General features: G+C 64.2%; 17 protein-coding genes. 9 read left to right on the top strand and 8 right to left on the bottom strand.

Going from position 1 to position 17,529, the window contains the following annotated elements; all coding sequences use genetic code 11:
* Window positions 1-201 precede the first annotated feature (201 nt).
* Genes DFR34_RS10270 through DFR34_RS10255 form a run of 4 tightly spaced genes read left to right on the top strand, consistent with a single transcriptional unit; the run spans window position 202 to window position 3,897 of the window.
* Window positions 202-1,161: a histone deacetylase family protein gene (locus DFR34_RS10270; RefSeq protein WP_245906861.1), complete on the top strand. Its 960-nt coding sequence runs from the start codon at window positions 202-204 to the stop codon at window positions 1,159-1,161.
* Window positions 1,136-2,452 carry a hypothetical protein gene (locus DFR34_RS10265; RefSeq protein WP_110391055.1) on the top strand — a complete coding sequence of 439 codons (1,317 nt, stop codon included), beginning with the start codon at window positions 1,136-1,138 and terminating at the stop codon, window positions 2,450-2,452. The genes DFR34_RS10270 and DFR34_RS10265 overlap by 26 nt, the downstream gene beginning before the upstream one ends.
* A gap of 51 nt (window positions 2,453-2,503) precedes the next feature.
* Window positions 2,504-3,262 carry a type II secretion system protein gene (locus DFR34_RS10260; protein WP_110391054.1) on the top strand — a complete coding sequence of 253 codons (759 nt, stop codon included), beginning with the start codon at window positions 2,504-2,506 and terminating at the stop codon, window positions 3,260-3,262.
* Between the two features lie 35 nt (window positions 3,263-3,297).
* Window positions 3,298-3,897: a type II secretion system protein gene (locus tag DFR34_RS10255; RefSeq protein ID WP_110391053.1), complete on the top strand. Its 600-nt coding sequence runs from the start codon at window positions 3,298-3,300 to the stop codon at window positions 3,895-3,897.
* Window positions 3,898-3,919: 22 nt separating this feature from the next.
* On the opposite strand, the gene ubiB is transcribed toward DFR34_RS10255, so the two are convergent.
* From ubiB to queA, 5 genes are all read right to left on the bottom strand, one after another.
* A complete protein-coding gene (gene ubiB, locus DFR34_RS10250) occupies window positions 3,920-5,434 on the bottom strand; it encodes a ubiquinone biosynthesis regulatory protein kinase UbiB (RefSeq protein ID WP_110391052.1) in 1,515 nt (504 codons plus the stop codon).
* Window positions 5,435-5,719: 285 nt separating this feature from the next.
* A complete protein-coding gene (locus tag DFR34_RS10245) occupies window positions 5,720-6,316 on the bottom strand; it encodes a ubiquinone biosynthesis accessory factor UbiJ (protein WP_110391051.1) in 597 nt (198 codons plus the stop codon).
* Between the two features lie 46 nt (window positions 6,317-6,362).
* A complete protein-coding gene (gene ubiE / locus DFR34_RS10240; RefSeq protein ID WP_110391050.1) occupies window positions 6,363-7,097 on the bottom strand; it encodes a bifunctional demethylmenaquinone methyltransferase/2-methoxy-6-polyprenyl-1,4-benzoquinol methylase UbiE in 735 nt (244 codons plus the stop codon).
* A 333-nt stretch (window positions 7,098-7,430) separates the two neighbouring features.
* Window positions 7,431-7,805 (bottom strand): gamma-butyrobetaine hydroxylase family protein, encoded by a 375-nt coding sequence (locus DFR34_RS10235; protein ID WP_110391049.1) that lies wholly within the window; start codon window positions 7,803-7,805, stop codon window positions 7,431-7,433.
* A gap of 27 nt (window positions 7,806-7,832) precedes the next feature.
* Window positions 7,833-8,861 carry a tRNA preQ1(34) S-adenosylmethionine ribosyltransferase-isomerase QueA gene (gene queA, locus DFR34_RS10230; protein WP_110391048.1) on the bottom strand — a complete coding sequence of 343 codons (1,029 nt, stop codon included), beginning with the start codon at window positions 8,859-8,861 and terminating at the stop codon, window positions 7,833-7,835.
* 147 nt (window positions 8,862-9,008) lie between these two features.
* Here queA and aroQ point away from each other — a divergent pair, with 147 nt between their 5' ends.
* The 5 genes from aroQ (at window position 9,009) to DFR34_RS10205 (ending at window position 13,941) form a co-directional block, all read left to right on the top strand.
* Window positions 9,009-9,491, top strand: coding sequence for a type II 3-dehydroquinate dehydratase (gene aroQ / locus DFR34_RS10225; protein ID WP_245906860.1), 483 nt, complete (start codon window positions 9,009-9,011; stop codon window positions 9,489-9,491).
* 59 nt (window positions 9,492-9,550) lie between these two features.
* The gene (gene accB, locus DFR34_RS10220; RefSeq protein WP_110391047.1) at window positions 9,551-10,003 is read left to right on the top strand and encodes an acetyl-CoA carboxylase biotin carboxyl carrier protein; all 453 of its coding nucleotides are present in this window, start codon (window positions 9,551-9,553) and stop codon (window positions 10,001-10,003) included.
* A 154-nt stretch (window positions 10,004-10,157) separates the two neighbouring features.
* Window positions 10,158-11,516, top strand: coding sequence for an acetyl-CoA carboxylase biotin carboxylase subunit (gene accC / locus DFR34_RS10215; protein ID WP_110391046.1), 1,359 nt, complete (start codon window positions 10,158-10,160; stop codon window positions 11,514-11,516).
* Entirely contained in the window at window positions 11,513-12,400 is an 888-nt protein-coding gene (gene prmA, locus DFR34_RS10210) for a 50S ribosomal protein L11 methyltransferase (RefSeq protein ID WP_110391045.1), read from the top strand. The genes accC and prmA overlap by 4 nt, the downstream gene beginning before the upstream one ends.
* Window positions 12,401-12,567: 167 nt before the next feature.
* Window positions 12,568-13,941 (top strand): DUF3426 domain-containing protein, encoded by a 1,374-nt coding sequence (locus tag DFR34_RS10205; protein ID WP_110391044.1) that lies wholly within the window; start codon window positions 12,568-12,570, stop codon window positions 13,939-13,941.
* A gap of 87 nt (window positions 13,942-14,028) precedes the next feature.
* On the opposite strand, the gene DFR34_RS10200 is transcribed toward DFR34_RS10205, so the two are convergent.
* The 3 genes from DFR34_RS10200 to DFR34_RS10190 all read right to left on the bottom strand — a co-directional run bounded on the left by DFR34_RS10200 (window position 14,029) and on the right by DFR34_RS10190 (window position 17,494).
* Window positions 14,029-15,057, bottom strand: coding sequence for a M48 family metallopeptidase (locus DFR34_RS10200; protein ID WP_110391043.1), 1,029 nt, complete (start codon window positions 15,055-15,057; stop codon window positions 14,029-14,031).
* 7 nt (window positions 15,058-15,064) lie between these two features.
* Complete coding sequence (locus tag DFR34_RS10195) at window positions 15,065-16,384, bottom strand: DUF898 family protein (RefSeq protein WP_110391042.1); 1,320 nt, start codon at window positions 16,382-16,384, stop codon at window positions 15,065-15,067.
* Between the two features lie 108 nt (window positions 16,385-16,492).
* On the bottom strand, window positions 16,493-17,494 hold the full coding sequence (locus DFR34_RS10190) for an isocitrate/isopropylmalate dehydrogenase family protein (protein ID WP_110391041.1): 1,002 nt from the start codon (window positions 17,492-17,494) through the stop codon (window positions 16,493-16,495).
* Window positions 17,495-17,529 lie beyond the last annotated feature (35 nt).

Here is a 17,529-nt window from a genome sequence, read left to right as displayed (position 1 = left end):
CTGCGCAGGATCAAGGTGATAAACCGAACAGCGCGCAGTCGGAAAGGCTGACGACGCTGTCATCCGCTGGCGTTTCGTTGATGTCGCTCCCTGTTCCCTTTCCGGGCGGGCGCTGGCGTGCGGACGCGACCGCTGGCCAGGGCGTGCACGGGGAAGTCGTGGCCCTTTCTACAAATGGACGAACTATCAGGAAGCAGTCAATTGTTGACGTGGATTAAAAAACAACTCCCCAGTTCCGGTCTGACCGCCTTCATCACCCACCAGGATTGCCTGCTGCACAATGTGGGCGAAGGCCACCCGGAATGCCCCGAGCGGCTGATTGCCATCCGTGACCAACTGATGGCCTCGCAACTGTACGACGAACTGCACGAAGTCGAGGCGCCGGAAGTCACCGACCAGCAACTCGCCCGCGTGCATCCGCCGCACTACCTGGAATCGCTGGAAGCCAGCACGCCGGCCAGCGGCACCTATCGCGTGGATCCTGATACCGCCATGATGGCGCACACCCTGCGCGCCGCGCGCCGCGCGGCGGGCGGCGCGGTCAAGGCAGTGGACATGGTATGCGAAGGCCTGGCGCCCAATGCCTTTTGCAGCATCCGCCCGCCTGGCCACCACGCCGAATCGGCCAAGTCGATGGGCTTCTGTTTTTACAATAACGTCGCCATTGCCGCTGCGCACGCGCTGTCGCAGCACGGCCTGGAGCGCGTGGCCATCATCGACTTTGACGTGCACCACGGCAACGGCACCGAAGAAATCTTCCAGAACGACCCGCGCGTGATGATGGTGTCGATCTTCCAGCATCCGTTCTACCCCTACTGTGGCGACGTGCCGCTGGGCCCGAACATGCATAATGTGCCGATGAAGGCCGGCAGCGGCAGTTCCGCCTTCCGTGAAGCAGTGGAAATGGCCTGGCTGCCCAATCTGGAAGCTTTCCAGCCGCAGATGCTGTTTATCTCCGCCGGCTTTGACGCCCACCGCGAAGACGAAATGGGCTCGATGGGCCTGACCGAATCCGACTACGAATGGGTCACCCGTCAGCTGATGCGTGTGGCGCGCACCTATTGCGAAGGCCGCATTGTCTCGGTGCTGGAGGGCGGCTACGATCTGTCCGCGCTGGCGCGCAGTGTCGCCGCCCATGTCCGGGTGCTGTCCGCCGGTTGATCCACGCCAGCAGGGCGCGGCCCTGTTGCTGATGGTGGCCCTGCTGGCGCTGGGCATGCTGGCCTTGGCGCCCTGGTGGCTGTTTCCGGCGCAGGACGCCGCCTGGCGGCGTCAGCAGGATGCCCGTGCGCTGGCGCAAGCCCAGTCGGCACTCTGGGCGTGGGCGTTTGCGCCGCCGCTGTGGGTGAACAGCCCACACGGCGCTGAAACCGAGCCCGGCGCACTGCCCTACCCCGACCGCAAAGGCCTGGGGTATAGCACCTGCACCACCGAGGGCGCCCATCTGAGCGGCAGCGATGCCAACTTGCGCCGTCTGGGCTGGCTGCCCGAGCTGGGCGAGCAGGCGCGTGCCGCCATGAGCATTCCGTTTATCGCCAACCCTTGTGACAGCCTGACCCAGGACGCCCCGCGCGACATGGCGCTGGCGCCGATGCTGCGTGACGGCCATGGCCAGCGCTTGTGGTATGCGGTGTCGGCCAATGTGATGGACCGACGCTTTGAACACAGCACCCGCTATCGCCAGCCCATCACCTTGCGCACCCTCAATCAAACCAGCGGCTGGCTGACCGTGTGCGATGCCCGCGGCCAGGTGTTGTCTGACCGGGTGGCCTGGTTGCTGATCGCGGCTGGCCCGCCCTTGCCCGGACAACACCGCGATGGCAGTTTTCAGCGCAGTGATTACCTGGACCGACTGAGTTTTCCGGTGGGTGCTGACCCGCGTTGCGGCGGCAGCGGCCGCAACGACGATGGCGATAACCGCTTTGTTCAGGCCAGCCCACGCGCCGGCTTTAACGACACCGTGCTGTATGTCGAGGTCGAGCACTATCGGGTGCAGCTTGTCCGCTGGATCACCCGTTTTCTGGCCCGCCAATTGCGCAGCCACGGCGCACTGCCCAGCGTGCGCTACGCCGATGTGCCGCCGGCCATGGCAACGCCTTCGCTGCTGGACCCCGACCCGTTTCCGTTTACCTCCTCGCCGTGGTGCGCCAGCCTGCGCCCGGACGCCAATACCGTGGCGGTGAAGCCTTGCCAGCCCTCCGGCCTGAGCTGGCCGGCGTGGTGGGCGGGCTCGTATAACCGCAACCTCAATGACCCGGATCGCCCGGCCAGCGTTGAACTGGACACCTGGGCGGCCAGCCTGCGGCTGCAGCAGGATGGCGCGGCCATCTATGTGATGTTTGATGGTGATCCCCGTTGCTGGCGCATCAGCCCTGCCGCCACTGCGGATACGGCCTTGGATAGCCAAGTCATTACGTATTTTCCACCATTGCCGTCGGCATGCCCGGTATAGCAGACTATCCGTTCTGCACATGTTGCGCCGCATATCTCATGGGTGAATGGCATGGCGTCAAGCGTTGCGTCGGCAGAGGCCGGCTTCAGTCTGGTGGAGTTGGCAATTGCCCTGGCGGTATTGGGTGTGATGCTGACCGGGTTATTGGGCCCGCTGCAACAGCTGCGCACCCATCAACGCCAGCAGGACACCCGTGCTGCGCTGGCGGCCATTCGCCAGGGCTTGCTGGGCTACGCCATGAGCCATGGCCGTTTGCCCTGTCCGGCCGACCCTGCCTTGGCGGACAGCCACGCCCAAGCCGGATTGGCCCTGCCGGATACTGGCATGCCCTGCCAGCGTCAGGCCGGCGTGCTGCCCTGGAAGACCCTGGGTGCGCCCGCGCTGGATGCCTGGGGCCACCGCTACAGCTATGCGGTGGCTGCACGGTACAGCCAGCCTGTCAGCCAATTGGCGTATCCTCAGGCCAGCAGTGCGGCAGAGTTGGCCGAGGCCGCCTGGTATGTGCATCTGACTGCCAGCGCCACGCCACCGGCTGCGGTGCAGCAAACGCGGCTGGCGGCACTGGTGTTGTCGCACGGGGCCAATGGCTACGGCGGCTGGGACGCACTGGGACAGGCGCTGCCTGGCGCCAGCGCCAGCAGTGGGGAACAATTGAATATCGTCACCGCCGGGCGCGATCTGGGCAGCAATGGCGCACCCAAGCCGTTTTATGGCCCGACAAATCCGGGCGTGGACAGTGATGATGTGCTGGAAGCCATTCCTGCGCCCTTGCTATTGCATGCACTGGTCAGCGCCGGTCGCCTGCCTTGAATCTTGTTGCCGACATCAGAAAAAAGGAAACCCTCATGCATCACGCACAACGCGGCTTTACCCTGGTGGAACTGGCCATTGCGCTGGTGATTATTGGCCTGGTGCTGGGCATGACCTTCAAGGGGCGCGAGCTGATCGACGGGGCCAAGGTCAAGAGTGTGCAGGCCCAATACGGCAAAATCAGTGCGGCAATGAATATTTTTTTCGAGAAATACGGCTTTTATCCCGGTGATGGCTGCACCAGCGCCAATACTTTACAGGTGGGCAATTGCACCGCGGCCAAAGACATCACGCTGAGCAGTGCCGCCGAGCAATCGTCATTCTGGAGCCTGCTCAACAGCACCAATATTCTGCCGCTGTCGGAAAAGAAAAACGCGATCGGCGCCGAATGGGAGGTTCGCACGGGCGACGCGATTGACGCCACCGATGCCGATCGCTTTCCGCCCAGCAATACCTTCTTGTATTCGCTGGCGGTGGACAGTCGTATGCTCTGTCAGCTGGAAAAACAGATGGATGACCTGAATCCCGCCACCGGGCTGATCCGCTCGGACGCCAGCAGCTACTCGCCCACCACGGTGGATTGCTGGGCCACCAGCACCAGCCCGGCCAAGATGGCGATTCGGCTGCTGCCGTAGCCGCAAGCGCAGCCGACCCGATTCAGCGCAGCCACAGCCCCAGCAAACCCGCCGCCAGCAGCGCCACCAGCGCCATCAGCAGCATGTTCTGGCGCTTTTGCTCGCGCAACAAGGTCACATAACCCTGAATCAACACATCGCGGGTGTCTGCTGACAGCGCCTCGTTCAGCCGGCGCGGAATCGCCGGCAGCAGGCTGGCCCATTGCGGCGCTTCGTCGCGCAGATTGCGCAACAGCCCGCGCCAGCCGATTTGCTCGTTCATCCACTTTACCAAAAATGGCTTGGCGGTTTGCCACAGGTCCAGATCCGGGTCGAGCTGGCGGCCCAGGCCTTCGATATTCAGCAGGGTTTTTTGCAGCAACACCAGCTGCGGCTGGATTTCCACATTAAAGCGCCGGCTGGTTTCAAACAGCCGCAGCAGCACATAGCCAAACGAGATTTCTGACAATGGCCGATCAAAAATCGGTTCGCACACCGTGCGCACCGCGGCCTCCAGCTCTTCTACCCGAGTGTCTTTCGGCACCCAGCCGGATTCGATATGCGCGGTGGCTACCCGCTTGTAGTCGCGGTTGAAAAACGCCAGGAAGTTCACCGCCAGATAGTGCTTGTCGTAGTCGGTCAGGCTGCCGACGATGCCAAAATCCAGCGCGATATAGCGCCCGTCCGCCGCCACCAGGATATTGCCGGGGTGCATGTCGGCATGGAAAAACCCGTGACGAAACACCTGGGTGAAAAAAATCTCCACGCCAAAGCGGCTCAGCTGCTTCAAATCCACCCCAGCCTCGCGCAGGCGGTCGATCTGCCCCACCGGAATGCCGTCCATCCACGCCAGCGTCAGCACGTCGCGGGTGCTGGTGTCCCAGAACACTTCCGGCACGATCAGCATCGGCGAGTCGGTAAAGTTGCGGCGCAGCTGCGAGGCATTGCCGGCCTCGTGCATCAGGTCCAGCTCGTCGTGCAGGTATTTGTCAAATTCGGCCACCACTTCGCGCGGGCGCAGACGCTTGCCGTCCACCAGCAAGCGCTCGGCCCAGCCGGCCAGCGCGCGCAGCAGCGCCAGATCCTGCTCGATCACCGGCAGGATGCCGGGGCGCAGCACCTTCACCGCCACCTGGCGGCCGTCGTGGCGGCGCGCCTTGTGCACCTGCGCCACCGAGGCGCTGGCAATCGGCGTTTCGTCAAACTCGGCAAACGCCTCATAGACCGACTTGCCCAGGCTGGCTTCGATCACCTGGCGCGCCTGGCTGCCCGGAAACGGCGCCACCCGATCCTGCAACAGCGCCAGCTCGTCGGCGTATTCCGGTGGCAGCAGGTCGCGGCGGGTGGACAGCACCTGGCCGAATTTGACAAAAATCGGCCCCAGGCTTTCCAGCGCCAGCCGCACCCGGCGCGGCAGCGGTTCGGACACATCGCGCGGCAGCGGCAGCCAGCGCAGGAACAGATGAATCACCCGCAGCCGCGAATGGTTGACGAAAAACTCGTCCAGGCCGTAACGGTGCAAGGTGCGGAAAATGGTGGTGAAACGAGAAAATCGCATGATCACAGGCTCAAGCCGGCATACGGCCGGCGGGGTTGGGCGGGGCACCCAGATGCACGATATGGCGGCACGGCGGTGACGCCGCCAACACACTCAGCGTCGCTCACAAAGCCTCCCTGGCGTTGTGGCACTGCCTTGCCGTTGTCTGCGCGCACCTCGCTAGAAATGCTTCGCTGGGTGGTGTTCGCCAGGCTTGGCGCAAGGCATCTCGCGGGTTTCACGCACCAGGCAGAGCTTGGCGCGCACCGACACGATACACCACGCTAAGAAGAGGTCACACGACGCTTATTTGGCCGTCGGCGCCGGCAGGCGCGCGGCCAGCAGGGCTTCCAGCCGCGCCAGCCGTTTGTCGGCGCGCGCCACGTCGTCGCGCAGGGCGTCCACCTGGCCATGCCAGGCGTCCACCTGGGTGCGCTTGCACAGCAAGGGGGTTTCTTCTTTCAGGTGTTCGGCGTACGCACTGGCCAGTCGCCAGGCCGCCTCGCCCTTTACCCCCAGCGCGCCGCGCAGCCAGCGCTCGGCGCGGTAGGCGGCCACATCGCCGACCACTCGCGACAAGTCTTCCACCGCGTCCCAGCGCAAGTCGGCCAGAATGCGCGCCAGCGCCAGGCCCAGCTCGGCGTCGCCATCCAGCTGCACATCGCCGGCGCCCGGCTCGCCGCCGGTCAGGCGCTTGACCAGCAGCGAACTGGACAAGCGCACGCGGGCTTCTGGCTCGCCATCGGTCTGGCCAGCAAAGCCATCCGCCAACACCACGGCGCTGACGCCAAGCGGCGGCAACTCCACCCGAAAGCGCCGGCCCGCGTGCTCCGCCAAGCGTTGGCGCACGCCCTCTTGCTGGGCCAGCAAATGATTCAACACAGCCAGTTGCGGGCGATTCATGGCAAACCTCGCAAAAAAGACCGCCCGGCGCGCGCGCCGGCGGGGGTCAGAATTTCCAGCCCTTGTGCAGCGCCACCACACCGGCGCTGAGGTTGTGGTAATCCACCTTGCCAAACCCCACGTCCAGCATCATCTGCTTGAGGGTGTCCTGGTCCGGGTGCATGCGGATGGACTCAGCCAGATAGCGGTAGCTCTCGGCATCGTTGGCCACCAGCTTGCCCATCAGCGGCAAGGCCTTGAACGAATACAGATCATACGCCGGCTTCAACGGCCCCCACACCTGGGAAAACTCCAGCACCAGCAACTTGCCGCCCGGTTTGAGCACGCGCAGCATCTCTGCCAGCGCGCCCTCTTTGTGGGTCATATTGCGCAAGCCAAACGCCACCGACACCAAATCAAAATAATTGCTGGGGAAGGGCAGTTTCTCGGCATCGGCCAAGGCCACCGGCAACAACACCCCCTCATCGGCCAGACGGTCGCGGCCCACGGTCAGCATCGAGCTGTTGATGTCCGTCAACCACACCTCGCCACTGCGCCCCACCCGCTTGGCCCAGCCGCGCGCCAGATCCCCGGTGCCGCCGGCAATATCCAACACCTTCTGCCCCGGCCGCACCCCGGCGGTGTCCAGGGTGAAACGCTTCCACACACGGTGCATGCCGGCAGACATGAAATCGTTCATCACATCGTATTTATTGGCCACCGAGTGAAACACCTCAGCCACCTTGCCGGCCTTCTGCGCGGCATCCACCGTCTGGAAACCGAAATGCGTTTGTTCTGCCATGATTGTTATCCCGTCATTTTCAATAAGATCGGCCTGGCGGCATCTAATTGTCTCTTGCACCATCCACCAGGCTTTAATTTCATGCGCCGCCGGTTGCGCTTAGCCGGTTTACCCCCCGTAAAGCGCGCCGAGCACCGCAGAAAACCGGGCCCCCCCATCCGCTCATATGTTTGGGGTGGCCCCGGTTGTCGAGAAGCACAGGGCATCCGGCCCGCAGGGACGGACGCGCGTCCCGGGTTGCCTTGCTTTTCCCCCTATTCTTTGGCGAGACAAAGAAAAGGGGTCGGGTGTGGGGCGAAGCCCCGCCCTAATCAAACCCAGCCATCCCCCGCCTTACTCGTCCCGGCTCGCCCCTGCCGCCGCCAGTCGCGCCAGATACTCCGCCCAGCGCGCTTCCTGTTCCCGCCCCAGTTGATACAAATAATCCCAGCTGTACAAACCCGAATCATGCCCGTCTGAAAACACCAGCTTCACCGCGTAATGGCCGACCGGCTCGATATTGACGATATTCACCTGTCGCTTGCCGGTCTGCAGCACCTCCTGCCCCGGGCCGTGGCCGCGCACCGAGGCCGATGGCGAATACACCCGCAGATACTCACACGGCAGGGTGAATTGCGCGCCATCGTCAAAATGCAGCTCCAGCGCCCGCGACTGCTGATGCAGGCGGATTTCAGTCGGTTGCGGTGTGTCAGGGGAAAGTCCGCTCATGGTGCGCTCCTGTGCATGGCCGGCGCGTCAGGCGTCGGGCGATTTCTCCAGCAGCATGGCGTCGCCATAGCTGAAGAAACGGTATTGCTGTTCAATGGCGTGGTGATAGGCGGCGCGGATCGGCGCCATGCCGGCAAACGCCGACACCAGCATCATCAAGGTGGATTTGGGCAGGTGAAAATTGGTCAGCAGCCGGTCCACCACGCGAAAGCGATAGCCCGGGGTGATGAAAATATCGGTCTCGCCCTGGCCAGCGGCCAGCTCGCCGCCGCGCGCGGCGGATTCCAGCGCGCGCAGGCTGGTGGTGCCCACCGCCACCACCCGGCCGCCGCTGGCGTGCGCCTGGGTAATCGCCTCGACGGTGGCGGGCGGGATGTCGTACCGCTCGCTGTGCATGCGGTGCTCGGCGATATTGTCCACCCGCACCGGCTGAAACGTGCCGGCGCCCACATGCAGGGTGACAAACGCCAGCTTCACGCCCTGGGCGCGCAGCGCGTCCAGTTGGGCGTCGGTAAAGTGCAGGCCGGCGGTGGGCGCCGCCACCGCGCCCTGATGGCGGGCGTAGACGGTTTGATAGCGTTCGTCGTCGGGCGAATCGGCGTCGCGGGTGATGTAGGGCGGCAGCGGCAGCTTGCCGGATTGCTCCAGAATATCCAGCACATTGGCCTCGTCCAGAAAGCGCAGCAGGAACAGCGCCTCCTGGCGTTCAACCATCTCGGCCTGCCAGCGGCCTTCCAGCAGCAGGCGCGAACCCGGCTTGGGCGACTTGCTGGCGCGCACATGCGCCAGCACCCGATGGGCGTCGAGCACGCGCTCGACCAAAATTTCCACCTGTCCTCCGCTGGCCTTCTGACCAAACAGGCGGGCCTTAAGCACGCGAGTGTCGTTGAATACCAGCACGTCGCCGGCGCGCAGATAGGCGCTCAGCTGGCTGAAATGGTCATCCGTGCAGCAGAGACCATCGACGTGCAGCAAACGGCTGTCGCCGCGCGTGGCCGGTGGAAACTGGGCAATCAGCGCCTCGGGCAGTTCAAAATCAAAATCGGACAGTTGCATGAAAAATACAGTCAGGCACAATGTTGGCCAGTATAGCAGTTCATGGCCTTTTCGCGGCCTTCCCCACGGCGTCATTGCTTTAAAACAAATGTTTGAACTTCGGGAAAAGCTGGACTTTTTTCGGCCAAATGCGGCAAACTCGCGCCCATGATGACGAATCCCGAGCAAAAAGCTGCCGCGCCCGCCCCCTATGTGCTGGCGCTGCATGGCCCCAACCTGAACATGTTGGGCATGCGCGAACCGCATCTGTATGGCGCTGACACCCTGGCCGACATCAACGGCCGCCTGGCTGCCCAGGCTCAAGCTGCTGGCATGGGCTTTGACTGGCTGCAAAGCAACGCCGAACATGTGCTGATCGACCGCATCCACGCCGCTTACACTGATGGCGCTGCGTTCATCATCATCAATCCGGCTGCCTTCACCCACACCAGCGTGGCGCTGCGCGATGCCCTGGCGGCGGTGAAAATCCCCTTCATCGAAGTGCATCTGTCTAATGTTCACGCTCGGGAAGCGTTCCGTCAGCATTCCTACTTCTCGGATCTCGCCGTCGGCGTCATCTGCGGCCTGGGCGCCAAGGGCTATGAATACGCCTTGTCCCATGCATTGAATCATCTTCACGCTCGAGCCTGAACCCGCCCGCCCAAGCCTTGATTATGAGGCGGGGCGGTTCGACGTCAAAAAGGAAACCCATGGATCTTCGCAAGCTGAAAAAACTGATCGACCTGGTGGAAGAGTCCGGCATTGCCGAACTGGAAGTGACCGAAGGCGAGGAAAAAGTTCGCATCACCCGCGTGCAGGCTGGCGCCGCCATGGCCTACCCCGCCATGACCCAGGTGGCGCTGCCGCAAGCCGCCCCGGCCGCCGCGCCGGCCGCTGCTGCGCCGGCTGAAGCCGCCAAGCCCAGCACCCAGAATGCCGTGAAGTCGCCGATGGTGGGCACCTTCTACCGTTCGGCCACGCCGGGCGGCAAGCCGTTTGCCGAAATCGGCCAGAGCGTGAGCGTGGGCGACACCCTGTGCATCATCGAAGCCATGAAGCTGATGAACGAAATCGAATCCGACCGCGCCGGCGTGATCAAGGCGATTCTGGTGGAAAACGGCGAGCCGGTGGAATTCGGCGAGCCGCTGTTCGTCATCGAATAATCCCCGGCCGGCGTGCATCGGGCTTCTGTGCCCTGATCGTGCGCCGCCGGACGCCCCAGCGGCCGGGCGGCGACTCTATGCGTCCCTTGCCGCCCTTCCCCGCCGCTGGCGCCGCCCGTTCCTTGACCGTGCCGGACGCTGTTCAGGAATCCCCATGTTTGAAAAAATCCTTATCGCCAACCGTGGCGAAATCGCCCTGCGCATCCAGCGCGCCTGCCGTGAAATGGGCATCAAAACCGTGGTGGTGCACTCCGAGGCCGACCGCGAAGCCAAATACGTCAAGCTGGCCGACGAATCGGTGTGCATTGGCCCGGCTGCGTCTGCGCTGAGCTATCTGAATGTGCCGGCGCTGATCTCGGCCGCCGAAGTCACCGACGCCCAGGCGATTCACCCGGGTTACGGTTTTCTGTCGGAAAACGCTGACTTTGCCGAGCGCGTCGAGCAATCCGGCTTTGTGTTCATCGGCCCGCGCCCGGACACCATTCGCCTGATGGGCGACAAGGTCAGCGCCAAGAACGCCATGATCGCCTCCGGCGTGCCTTGCGTGCCCGGCTCGGAAGGCGCGCTGCCGGATGATCCGGCGCAAATCGCCAAAATCGCCAAAAAAATCGGCTACCCGGTGATCATCAAAGCCGCCGGCGGCGGCGGCGGGCGCGGCATGCGCGTGGTGCACACCGAAGGCGCGCTGATCAACTCGGTGCAAATGACCCGCACCGAAGCCGGCGCCGCTTTTGGCAACCCTACCGTGTACATGGAAAAATACCTGGAGCAACCGCGCCACATTGAAATCCAGGTGCTGGCCGACGAACACGGCAACGCCATTTACCTGGGCGAGCGCGATTGCTCGATGCAGCGCCGCCACCAGAAAATCATCGAAGAAGCGCCGGCGCCGGGCATCACCGACAAGCAGCGCAAGCACATTGGCGAAGCCTGCGCCGCCGCCTGCCGCAAGATTGGCTACCGCGGCGCCGGCACGTTTGAATTCTTGTTTGAAAACGACGAATTCTACTTTATCGAGATGAACACCCGCGTGCAGGTGGAGCACCCGGTGACGGAGCTGATCACCGGCATCGACATCGTGCAAGAGCAAATCCGCGTCGCGGCCGGCCAAAAACTGCGCTACACGCAAAAGCAGGTGCAGCTCAAGGGCCACTCCATGGAATGCCGGATCAACGCTGAAGATCCGTTCACCTTTGTGCCCAGCCCTGGCCGCATCGACGGCTACCACCCGCCCGGCGGCCCTGGCATTCGCGTGGATTCGCACATTTACCATGGCTACACCGTGCCGCCGTACTATGATTCGATGATCGCCAAGCTGATCGCCTACGGCGACACCCGCGAACAGGCCATGGCGCGCCTGCGCGTGGCCCTGTCGGAAATGGCCATCGGCGGCATCAAGACCAACATCCCGCTGCACCAGGAACTGCTGGTGGACTCCGCCTTTATCCAGGGCGGCACCTCCATCCACTATCTGGAAGAGCGCCTGGCCAAACTGAAGAAATCCGAAGCATGAGCTGGCTGCAAGTCACCCTAGACACCGATTCCGCCGTGGCGGAAAAACTCGCCGACGCGCTGATGGACCTGGGCGCGCTGTCGGCGGCGATTGAAGACGCCGCCGCCGGCACCGACGCCGAAGAGCCGATTTTTGGCGAACCTGGCGAGCCGGTGGACCGCATGTGGCGCACCAGCCGCATCCTGGCGCTGTTCGACCCGGCGCAAGACGTGGCGCTGCTGATCGCCGCCGCCGCCAGCGAGTGCGGCGTGCCCACCCCCAGCTGGCAGATGGAAGAAATCGCCGAGCAGGACTGGGTGCGCGCCACCCAGGCCCAGTTCGACCCGATCCGCATTTCTGACCGGCTGTGGATCACTCCCACCTGGCACGAAGCGCCCAACCCGGACGCCATCAATCTGCAACTGGATCCGGGCCTGGCGTTTGGCACCGGCAGCCACCCGACTACCCGGCTGTGCCTGCAATGGCTGGACCGCGAGCTGCAAGCTGGCGAATCGGTGCTGGACTACGGTTGCGGCTCGGGCATTCTGGCCATCGCTGCGCTCAAGCTTGGCGCCGGCCGGGCGCTGGGCGTGGACATCGACCCGCAAGCGGTGCAGTCCAGCCGCGACAACGCCGCGCAAAACGCCGTGCAGGCAGATTTCTACCTGCCGGGCGAGCTGCCCGACGTCGAAACCGATGTGGTGGTGGCCAATATCCTGGCCAACCCGCTGCGCATGCTGGGCGCCTTGCTCACCCGCCATGTGCGCGTGGGCGGCCGCATCGTGCTGTCCGGCATTCTGCAAGAGCAGGCGGAAGAAATCCGCACGCTGTATCAGCAATGGTTTGAGATGGATGCGCCGGTGTTTGACGACGGCTGGACCTGTTTGTCCGGGCGCAAACGCTAAGCCGGCCCGCTGGCCAAGGCATGACACGGCGGCATCAGCCGCCGTTTTTGCGCCTTTTTTCTGGTCAAGCAAGCGCTTGGGCCTGAGCTGCCATGCGGGTATGCGCGCGGCAAACGGCCATTTCTGCTATGCTCTCGCCACCGCAAAACGCTTAAGAACTGTTCGCCATGTACATCACGCAATGCCCGAACTGCCAGACCCGCTTCAAGGTCCAGCCGGGTCAGCTTGACGTCTGCGACGGCCAGGTTCGCTGCGGCCGCTGCGCCACCGTGTTCGATGCCCGTGCCTCGCTCGAGCCGGTCAACGAGCCGGCCCCGGCCAAGCCCGCCGCCGCTGCCCCCTCTGCGCCCGCCGCTCTGGCTGATGACAACCTGCCCGCCGAGGCCGGTCATCTGGTGCGCGCGCTGGCCAATGCGCCGCAAAATGGCCAATGGAGTGCGCCCTCCCCGCAGGATGAAGCCACCGCCATTCCGCTGCCGGCAGATGGGGATCTGGACCGCATCAGCAAGAATATTGATCTGGAACTGCCGGATTTTGCCGCCGACGCTGGCTCGGCCGGCAAGGCTGTCCGTCAGGAGCCCGTACTACGTCCCGACCCGTTGCCCAAGCCGGTGGCCACCGCTGCGGCCAAGCCGGCCAGCCCGCCGCCGGCGGCCAGGCCCGCTGCCAAGCAGCCGGAAGTCATCCCGGATGATGAAGGTGAAGACGATACCTTCCTGAAAAAACTGGAAGCCGCCCGCCATCAGCAAACCGCCCCCGCTGACAAGCCCGCTCCGGCCAAGGCCGACACGCCGCCAGCTGGCGGCAAGCGCATCGAGCCCAGCTTCAAGGCCGAAGTGCTGCCCGACGACGAAGACGACGGCGTGGTGTACAAGGGCAATCCGCTGGCGGCCGACCCCACCGTGGAGCCTGCGCCCTTCATCGCTCACAGCGCCGAGCTGCTGAAAGGCGGCGCGCCTGCGACAGAAGACAAAAAAGGCTTTGCCCTGCCCAAGGTGACGCTGCCCAAGCTGCCAGCGTTTTCCTTGCCGGCTCTGCCCGAGTTTTCTTTCTCTGCTGGCGGCAAACTGGTGTGGCTGTGGACCGCCGCCGCCGTGGTGGCGGCCATTGTGCTGCTGGTGCAGGTGGTGTACGTCTACCGCACCCCGATTGCCGCCGAGCTGCCCGGCTCGCGCGGGGTGCTGGAGTCGATGTGCAAGGGCTTGGGCTGTGATGTGCCGCTGCCGCGGCGCAGCGAACAACTGCGCACGGAGTATTCCGAGCTGGCCGCCGTGCCGGATCAACCCAATTTGATCCGCGTGTCCGCCACCGTGCGCAATCAGGCCGCCTATCCGCAAGCCTACCCGCACCTGGAGCTGACGCTGAAGGACGGCGAAGACCGCGTGCTGTCGCGCAAGGTGTTTGCCCCCAAGGACTACCTGAGCAAAAACGATTTCGCCCTGGGCCAGTTCAACGGCAATAGCGAGATCAAGGTGAATATGCAGCTGGACATCGGCCTGCTGCGTGCCAGTGGTTACAGCCTGATGTGGTTTTATCCGTAATCCAGCCTGGCTTGCACTGAGTCAAAACAACACCGCCAGCGGGCAGGCAAGCCGGCTGGCGGTGTTGTTTTGTCGGCCTTTTCTGGCTCAGGGCTGCTGGCGGGTGGCCGCCTGAATGCGGGCAATGCGCTCGGTGGTTTCCGGGTGGGAAGACAGCGCCGACATCACCCCGCCATGCTCGCCTTCACCGGCGGCTTTTTCCAGCCGCGCCAGCATGCTGGCCAGCGCCAGCGGGTTGCGGCCGGCTGCGCGCAGGCTGTGTACGGCGTAGTCGTCGGCTTCATGCTCGAATTCGCGGGAATAGCGTGACTCCAGCAGCATGGCGCCCAGCGTGCTGGCCACTGAAGACAAATCACTGAGCATGGCGCCCACCGCCACCCCCACCACGGCGGACTGAATCATCTGCCGCATGCCGTGCTGGTGTGCCACATGGCCCAGTTCATGCGCCACCACGGCGACGATTTCCTCGTCGTTTTCCGCCAGTTCTACCAAGGGGTCGAGCACCACCACCGCTCCATCGGGCAGCGCAAAGGCATTGGGTCCCAGCGCGGAATGATGAAACTGCAAGCTATAGCCCGGCAGCGTGGCGATCTGTGGCGCCAGCGTGGATTCGATCTGTTGGCGCAGCGCCTGCTGGCGCGCGGGCGTCAGCGTGCTGGGCTCCAGCATGCCCTGCTCTTTCATCAGCGACAGCGTGGCCTCGGAGGCCGAGTGGGCCACGCTATCGGGCAAATGCCCGGCCAGCCATTGGCTGGCCGCCGGCAGCCCCCATACATAGCCGGCTACGCCCAGCGTCAGCATCAGGCACAATGCCGCCAGGGCCACTCGCCATTGCTGCATCCAGTAGGCGCGAGCGGCGTCGGCTACCCCGGCGCCGCGTAGCCACTGGCGCAAGCGCGTGCTGTCTTCCACCTCGAAATAGCTGCCGTCTGCCAGAGTGAGCGTGCGTGGCGCCCGGCCCATCGGCTCGGAAATCCGCACGTGCGCCAGCGGTGCGCGCAGCAGCAGGCCAGATTCACCGTGGGCCAGCAGCTCGCCGGCTTCCAGTGTCAGCGTGACCGAATGGCGACGCGCCGTGCGGCCGTCGTAATACCAGGCTTCCAGCAATCCGCTCATCTCCGACTCACAATCCGGTATCCAGCGCAAAGGCCTCTGCCATTTCGTCACCCACCGCCGACGCCTGCTGCTGGGCGGTGGCAATCACGTCGTCCAGCGTGCCTTGCATGTTCAGCGCCAGATAGCGTGCCTGGAATTGCGCATCGCGCACCCGGGCAAACGGGGTAAGCAAGCCCAGGCTGAAGCCGATCATCATGCTGTTTACCCATTGCAGCACCAGGTATTCGCCTACCGGCAGGGCGCTGTAAAAACGATGCGGCCCCATCTGGGTATGGTTCCACATCACATTGCGGCAGCACAGCTTGGCGGCGGCCCACCAGACCCGGAACATCAGCCATAAGGGAATCAGCGCCATCACATACAGGCCGAGCTCTTCAGAAAAATCCATCATGTCGGCATCGGCGTTTTCGCTCAGCGCCTGGGCGGATTCTGAGCTGCCTGCCCAGACGGCCAGCAAGGCTAGGCACACCAGCATCGCCACTACAATTGGCGGCAACAGATAGCGCAGCAGGGCGCCCAGCGGGACTTCGCAGCGGTGGCGCAAACTGCCGTAGGAAAGATGATTGGCAATCAGCCGGTATACCGCGCGCAATTGCAGCGGAAATGCCAGCCCCAGCGTGACCACGCTCAGCAGGCCGTAGCCAAGAAATACCTGGTAAACCTTGCTTGCACGGGCGTCAAAGTGATAGCGCAGACCACGGTAGCTGGTGTTGGCGGCGCGAAAGCGCAGGGCGTTGAGCAATAGCCAGGGCGTGGCCAAAGTGATGGCCAGCAGGGAGAGCACATACGGCACTGGCCCCAGCTCCTGACACAGCATCACCCCCATCAGCGCCACGACGGCAATGCCGCGCCCACGCAAAATGGCCATCGGTTTGGCGTGATAATCAAACCCGGCATTGTCCAGCAGCAGATTGCGATGAAAAAACTGCTCGCGACGCACTTTCGCCCAGGCGGAATATACCCCCAGGGTCACAATACTCAGCAGCAGATTGACAATCCAGATCCGGAAATACGCGCCACCCTCGCCAACAAACTCAAAGCGCTTGATGACGCCTTCTGCCGGGCTGGCTGGCGGGGCCACCGGGATGGGCGCCGCTGGCTCTGGTTCGGCGGCCGGCGGGGTGCGGCTGTGGCCGGCATCATAGGCCTCGCGGCGTTTGGGGTCGTACAACACATCAAATGCTTGATCCAGCTCGGCATGCAGCGCCTGGGCTGCCGGGCCGGGGGCCATGCGTTGCAACTGTCCGAGCTGGGCCAGGTATGCCCGGCTGATGTCTTCCTGAGAGGCGTCGGGCGTGAGGCCCAGCACCGCGTAGTGGCTTGCCATGTTGGAGGTCCGATCATCTGTGTGATGACAGACGCTACCCCAATCCTGATGACGCTGGCAAGCCTCGGGCCGGGCTGACACGTGTAAACCCCGTCGGCTGGAAACAACTCACAGCCGCGCCAGCAGCGCCTGGGCAAACGCCGCCGTGCTCACGCCAGCCGCGCCGGCCACATCCGGGGTGGCGATGCCGGCGGCCAGGGTGTCGCGCACGGCATGCTCCAGCCGCTGCGCTTCGTCCGGGCGCTGCCAGGTGTGGCGCAGCAGCAAGGCCACGCTCAGCAAGGCCGCCACCGGATTGGCCACGCCCTGGCCGGCGATGTCCGGCGCCGAGCCATGCACCGGCTCGGCAATCGCCACGCCCGCGTCGCCCTGGTTCAGCGAGGCGGCCAGGCCCAAGCCGCCGCCGTGGGCAGCGGCCAGATCAGACAAAATATCGCCATACAAATTGGGCGCCACCAGCGCCTGAAACTGCTGCGGCGCGCGCGCCAGCTGGTAGGCGGCGGTGTCCACCAACAGCTCGCTGACCTCGATCTGTGGATAACTTTGCGCCACTTCGCGGCAGCAATCGCGAAACAGTCCATCGGTCAGCGGCATGATATTGGCCTTGTGCACAATCACCAGCCGGTGCATGCCGCGCGCCAGCAAGGTTTCGCAGGCGGCGCGCGCCACCCGGCGCGAGGCGGCGGCGGTGATGCGCTTGATGGCGATGGCGGTGTCGCCGTCGCGCTGTTCTTCGCCGATATACAAATCTTCGGTGTTTTCCCGCACGATCAGCATATCCACATCCTGGCGCGCGCCGGCAATCGGCAGGGTACAGGTTGGGCGCAGATTGGCGTAGGCGTTCAGCTCGCGGCGCAGGGCGACAATCGGTGAGCGATAGCCCTCCACCTTGCGCGCCGGCGAGCTGACCGCGCCAAACAACACCGCGCCGCATTCACGCGCGCGCGCCAGGGTGGCGTCCGGCAGGGCCTGGCCGGTGCGCACAAAACATTCCCAACCGGCATCCGCCTGCTGTAGCTGCACCGCCGGCAACAGCCGTTGCAGCGCCGCCGCCGCCACAGGGACTACTTCCCGGCCAATGCCATCGCCGGGGATCAGACACAGTTTCATCGTCATTCACCGTCATCTACACGCAAGATGTCCGG

Origin of the sequence: Rivihabitans pingtungensis, assembly GCF_003201855.1 — a bacterium.
GTDB classification, from domain to species: Bacteria; Pseudomonadota; Gammaproteobacteria; order Burkholderiales; family Aquaspirillaceae; genus Rivihabitans; species Rivihabitans pingtungensis.
The sequence above is the reverse complement of the archived record's forward strand: the minus strand, read 5'-3'. Positions and strand labels throughout refer to the sequence as shown.

Coding starts and splice junctions, on each gene's coding strand:
- DFR34_RS10265 (WP_110391055.1), top strand. CDS start 1,136: ATGTCCGGGTGCTGTCCGCCGGTTGATCCACGCCAGCAGGGCGCGGCC.
- DFR34_RS10260 (WP_110391054.1), top strand. CDS start 2,504: ATGGCGTCAAGCGTTGCGTCGGCAGAGGCCGGCTTCAGTCTGGTGGAG.
- DFR34_RS10255 (WP_110391053.1), top strand. CDS start 3,298: ATGCATCACGCACAACGCGGCTTTACCCTGGTGGAACTGGCCATTGCG.
- ubiB (WP_110391052.1), bottom strand. CDS start 5,434: ATGCGATTTTCTCGTTTCACCACCATTTTCCGCACCTTGCACCGTTAC.
- DFR34_RS10245 (WP_110391051.1), bottom strand. CDS start 6,316: ATGAATCGCCCGCAACTGGCTGTGTTGAATCATTTGCTGGCCCAGCAA.
- ubiE (WP_110391050.1), bottom strand. CDS start 7,097: ATGGCAGAACAAACGCATTTCGGTTTCCAGACGGTGGATGCCGCGCAG.
- DFR34_RS10235 (WP_110391049.1), bottom strand. CDS start 7,805: ATGAGCGGACTTTCCCCTGACACACCGCAACCGACTGAAATCCGCCTG.
- queA (WP_110391048.1), bottom strand. CDS start 8,861: ATGCAACTGTCCGATTTTGATTTTGAACTGCCCGAGGCGCTGATTGCC.
- aroQ (WP_245906860.1), top strand. CDS start 9,009: ATGATGACGAATCCCGAGCAAAAAGCTGCCGCGCCCGCCCCCTATGTG.
- accB (WP_110391047.1), top strand. CDS start 9,551: ATGGATCTTCGCAAGCTGAAAAAACTGATCGACCTGGTGGAAGAGTCC.
- accC (WP_110391046.1), top strand. CDS start 10,158: ATGTTTGAAAAAATCCTTATCGCCAACCGTGGCGAAATCGCCCTGCGC.
- prmA (WP_110391045.1), top strand. CDS start 11,513: ATGAGCTGGCTGCAAGTCACCCTAGACACCGATTCCGCCGTGGCGGAA.
- DFR34_RS10205 (WP_110391044.1), top strand. CDS start 12,568: ATGTACATCACGCAATGCCCGAACTGCCAGACCCGCTTCAAGGTCCAG.
- DFR34_RS10200 (WP_110391043.1), bottom strand. CDS start 15,057: ATGAGCGGATTGCTGGAAGCCTGGTATTACGACGGCCGCACGGCGCGT.
- DFR34_RS10195 (WP_110391042.1), bottom strand. CDS start 16,384: ATGGCAAGCCACTACGCGGTGCTGGGCCTCACGCCCGACGCCTCTCAG.
- DFR34_RS10190 (WP_110391041.1), bottom strand. CDS start 17,494: ATGAAACTGTGTCTGATCCCCGGCGATGGCATTGGCCGGGAAGTAGTC.